5 protein-coding genes are annotated in these 4,519 nt (G+C 57.7%); all 5 read right to left on the reverse strand.

Annotation, left to right across the window (positions count from 1 at the left end; translation table 11 throughout):
• Positions 1–638: thiamine pyrophosphate-dependent enzyme (locus tag WA989_RS14090; RefSeq protein ID WP_424341121.1), on the reverse strand; the 638-nt coding region annotated here is incomplete at its 3' end.
• A 68-nt stretch (positions 639–706) separates the two neighbouring features.
• A complete protein-coding gene (locus WA989_RS14095) occupies positions 707–1,006 on the reverse strand; it encodes an FtsB family cell division protein (protein ID WP_424341122.1) in 300 nt (99 codons plus the stop codon).
• A gap of 63 nt (positions 1,007–1,069) precedes the next feature.
• Positions 1,070–2,344 (reverse strand): phosphopyruvate hydratase, encoded by a 1,275-nt coding sequence (eno, locus tag WA989_RS14100; protein WP_424341123.1) that lies wholly within the window; start codon positions 2,342–2,344, stop codon positions 1,070–1,072.
• A 412-nt stretch (positions 2,345–2,756) separates the two neighbouring features.
• Complete coding sequence (gene rpmF, locus WA989_RS14105) at positions 2,757–2,939, reverse strand: 50S ribosomal protein L32 (RefSeq protein WP_424341124.1); 183 nt, start codon at positions 2,937–2,939, stop codon at positions 2,757–2,759.
• 90 nt (positions 2,940–3,029) lie between these two features.
• The coding region (locus WA989_RS14110) for a CTP synthase (protein WP_424341125.1) at positions 3,030–4,519 on the reverse strand (1,490 nt) is incomplete at its 5' end.

The raw sequence follows: 4,519 nt of genomic DNA on the forward strand, positions 1-4,519 counted from the left end.
TCGAAGGAAATTCCACGCTTGAAAAGCTCGATCTCGGCAGATGCGCGGGCGACGCTCGTTCCCATCGCATACTGATTGTTCTCGATGACGTATACGACCGGGAGGTCCCATAGAGAGGCCATATTGAAGCTCTCATAGACCTGCCCCTGATTGGCTGCTCCATCCCCAAAATAGGCGAGGCAGACATTGTCCGTGCCGCGATACTTATTGGAAAACCCGAGACCCGTGCCGATCGGCACCTGGGCCCCAACGATGCCATGCCCACCATAGAAGTTCTTCTCTTTCGAGAACATGTGCATGGAGCCGCCCTTGCCTTTGGAATAGCCATCGGCGCGGCCCGTCAGCTCAGCCATCACCCCTTTGGGGTCCATGTCACAGGCAAGCATATGGCCGTGGTCCCGGTAGCCGGTGATTACCTGATCACCTTCCTTGAGGCAGGCCTGCATGCCGGTTACGACAGCTTCCTGGCCGATATAGAGGTGACAGAACCCAGCGATCTTGCCCATGCCGTAAAGCTGCCCAGCGCGCTCTTCGAAGCGGCGGATCAATAGCATGTCGCGATAATACTCTAGGGCTTCGTCACGGTTGAGCTTGTTTTTCTTGGAAGAGCTTTTGCTCTTCGCTGGCGCCTTGGCCATGAGACCTCCTGCTTTGATACCGCTTTATGTATCGAGAACGGGGGGTTCGTCCAGTTTTAGCACCTATGTCAAAATGCAGGACGTGACGCATTTGTCATGAGGACGATTTCGTCAGGATACACAAACCCAAGGTCTTCGCGGGCAAGAAGTTCCACAAGATCTCGATCGACCGTGCCGGGCGTCAGTCTCGCAATGTCCGCGCGTAAAGCATCATTGGCCTGTTTTACCTTTGCAAGTTCGGCCTGCTTGCCCGCCAGCACTGTCTGCATATCGCTCCAGTGGCCTAGCCCCTGCTCGCCCGCAAAGGCGTGATAGGCGAAATAGGCCGTCAACGCGCACAAGGATGCGGCGACATATTTGGGAGCCATGGGATTACCTCTACTGAATAGCGAATCAGCAGTGGAATCGATCAGGGTAAATAAAGTCTTACGCTAGGCGTTGATGAGCGCGCGACCTGCATAAAGCGCAGCAGCGCCAAGCTCTTCTTCGATGCGGATTAGCTGATTGTATTTGGCGAGCCGATCAGAGCGCGACAGCGAACCGGTCTTGATCTGCCCGCAATTTACAGCAACGGCGAGGTCAGCAATCGTCGCGTCCTCGGTTTCGCCCGAACGGTGAGACATTACCGCCGTATAGGCGTGGCGATGGGCAAGTTCGACTGCGTCCAGTGTCTCCGACAGGGTCCCGATCTGGTTGACCTTGACCAGGATCGAGTTGGCAGCGCCGCGCTCCAGACCCATGGCAAGGCGCTCTGGATTGGTGACAAAAAGATCATCGCCAACGAGCTGGCATTTGTCACCGACTGTCTCGGTCAGGATGCGCCAGCCGTCCCAGTCATCTTCTGCTATGCCGTCTTCGATGGAGATAATCGGATAGCGATTGACCAAGTCTTCGAGATATTTCGCCATGCCCTCGGCATCGAGCGACTTGTTCTCGCCGGCCAGGACGTATTTGCCGTCCTTATAGAATTCCGTGGACGCAGCATCGAGCGCGAGCGCGACTTCGTCGCCAGGCTTGTAGCCGGCTTTCTCGATGGCCTTCATGATGAAACCAATCGCTTCATCGGTCGATGCAAGGTTGGGCGCAAACCCGCCCTCGTCTCCGACATTGGTATTGTGGCCTGCATCGTGAAGCTGCTTCTTGAGCGATTGAAACACTTCCGCGCCGATGCGTACCGCGTCTGCGATGCTCTCGGCCTCAACCGGCATCACCATAAATTCCTGGATGTCGATCGGATTGTCGGCATGTGCGCCGCCATTGATGATGTTCATCATCGGCGTCGGCAAAATGCGCGCATTCGATCCGCCAACATAACGGTAGAGCGGCAGGCCGCAGCTTTCGGCTGCTGCCTTGGCAACCGCCATGGAGACGCCGAGAATCGCATTGGCGCCGAGCCTCTTCTTGTTGTCAGTCCCATCGAGCTCGATCATCAAGCCGTCGATCAGGCGCTGCTCGGTTGCATCAATTCCGACCAGCTCGTCATTGATTTCGCCATTCACCGCATCGATCGCCTTGTGAACGCCCTTACCGCCATAGGCGTCTTCGCCGTCACGAAGCTCGTGCGCCTCATAGGCGCCGGTCGATGCGCCTGAAGGCACTGCTGCGCGGCCTGTCGAGCCGCCGTCCAGCGTAACATCGACTTCAACGGTCGGGTTGCCCCGGCTATCAAGTATCTGGCGGGCAAAGATATCAACAATTTCGGTCATTCGGCTCCCCTTGAGCGCGGGCAGAAGTTATTTCTTGGCGCATAGTCCGAATGTGAGCTGCGGGCAAGCTGGGACAGACGAAATGCGACCGAACGCGCCGGAACCAACGCCGCTGGCCAAGCATTCATCTAACTCCTGACACGTATTGCCCGCAGAAAGGACCGTCTTGATATGGATGCGCCGAACTTTGTCTTCATCCTGGCTCTGGTAACAATTGTTATAGCCCTTGGCTGGGGCCTCTTCTCTTACTTTCGCGCAAAGTCAGCGCGAGACAAACGGAAAACCTCTGCAATGGGAGAAGACGGCAACGCCACGACGAACGAGCCTGTGTACCGCGACGCAAATAAGTAAAAGCCCCGCAGGTCAGGACCTACGGGGCTACTACAAACAAACTTGCCGGGCGCGTTAGCGCTTAATCGTCACTCGGCTCCAGCACCTGGCGGCCGCGATACACACCGGTCTTCAGATCGATGTGGTGCGGGCGGCGAAGCTCGCCGGAATCTGCGTCTTCAATATAGGCATTATTGTCGAGCCGATCGTGGGCGCGGCGCATGCCACGCTTGGACGGCGTTGTTTTTCGCTTTGGGACTGCCATGATCGTGTTCCAGAGTTTTTGCGGGCGCAATTGCACCTCGCGTGAATCCAAACCGCGCGTATACTGGCGCGTCATCAGGAATGCAACCCGTCAGACGAGGCGTGACTGTACTTTTGCGGCCTCGATAAAACTTGCAAACAGCGGGTGAGGTTCGAATGGCCGGGACTTGAGTTCCGGATGGAACTGGACCCCGATGAACCAGGGGTGATCCTCAAGCTCGATAATCTCCGGCAACAGGCCATCCGGTGACATGCCCGAGAAGGTCACGCCTGCTTTTTCCATGTCCTCGATATAGCCGCGGTTCACCTCATAGCGGTGGCGATGGCGCTCGGAGATTTCACGCGCGCCGTAGATTTCAGCGACTTTACTTCCTTCGGTCAGGATTGCCGGATAGGCGCCAAGACGCATCGTACCACCCTTGTCGGTGTTCTCATCGCGCGTGATTTTCACATTGCCTTTGGTCCACTCTTCGATAAGGCCAACGACAGGCTCGTCGGTCGGACCAAATTCGGTGGTCGATGCGGCCTTGATGCCCGCAAGATGCCGGGCCGTCTCGACGACGGACAATTGCATGCCGTAACAGATGCCGAAGCACGGGATTTTCCGCTCTCGGGCAAACCGGGCTGCCCGCATCTTGCCATGCGCGCCTCGCTCACCGAAACCGCCGGGCAGAAGAACTCCGTGGACGCCTTCCAGAATATCCAGCGGATGGTGCTCGTCGTCGAACTGTTCAGAATCGATCATACGGACTTTCACCCGCACCTTGTTGGCCAGACCGCCATGCACCAGCGCCTCGGACACTGATTTATAGGCGTCCGGCACATCGGTGTACTTGCCCACCAGCCCGATACAGACCTCGCCGTCCGGATTGTGGATTGTCCTGGCAATCTCGTTCCAGCGCGTCAAATCCGGCAGAGGGGCGTCCGGCATCCGGAAATGCCAGAGCACTTCTGTGTCGAGCCCTTCGGCATGGTAGGCGGCCGGCACATCATAGATATGGCCGACATCGCGCGCCTCGATCACGCTCGACGGGCGGACATTACAGAAGCTTGCAATCTTGCCCTTTTCTGTCTCCGGGATCGGACGGTCGCAGCGGCAGAGCAGGATCTGCGGCTGAATACCGATCGAGCGCAGCTCCTTCACCGAGTGCTGGGTCGGCTTGGTCTTCATCTCGCCGGCTGCCGGAATATAAGGCAGCAGCGTCAGATGGATGAAGCAGGCGCGCTCCGGCCCGAGTTCCTGGCCCAGCTGGCGGATGGCTTCGAAGAATGGCAGGCCTTCAATGTCGCCAACTGTGCCGCCGATCTCGCAGAGAACGAAGTCGACCTCCTCGCCCGGATCGGAAAGGACGAATTCCTTGATGGCGTCGGTGACGTGCGGAATGACCTGGATGGTCGCGCCAAGAAAGTCGCCGCGGCGTTCCTTCTCGATAATGTCCTGATAGATGCGGCCCGTCGTGATGTTGTCCGACTGGCGGGCAGAGACACCTGTGAAGCGCTCATAATGGCCAAGGTCGAGATCTGTCTCCGCCCCATCATCGGTGACGAAGACCTCACCATGCTGGCGCGGCGACATCGTCC

This window comes from Henriciella sp., from assembly GCF_049649345.1.
Lineage (GTDB): Bacteria > Pseudomonadota > Alphaproteobacteria > Caulobacterales > Hyphomonadaceae > Henriciella.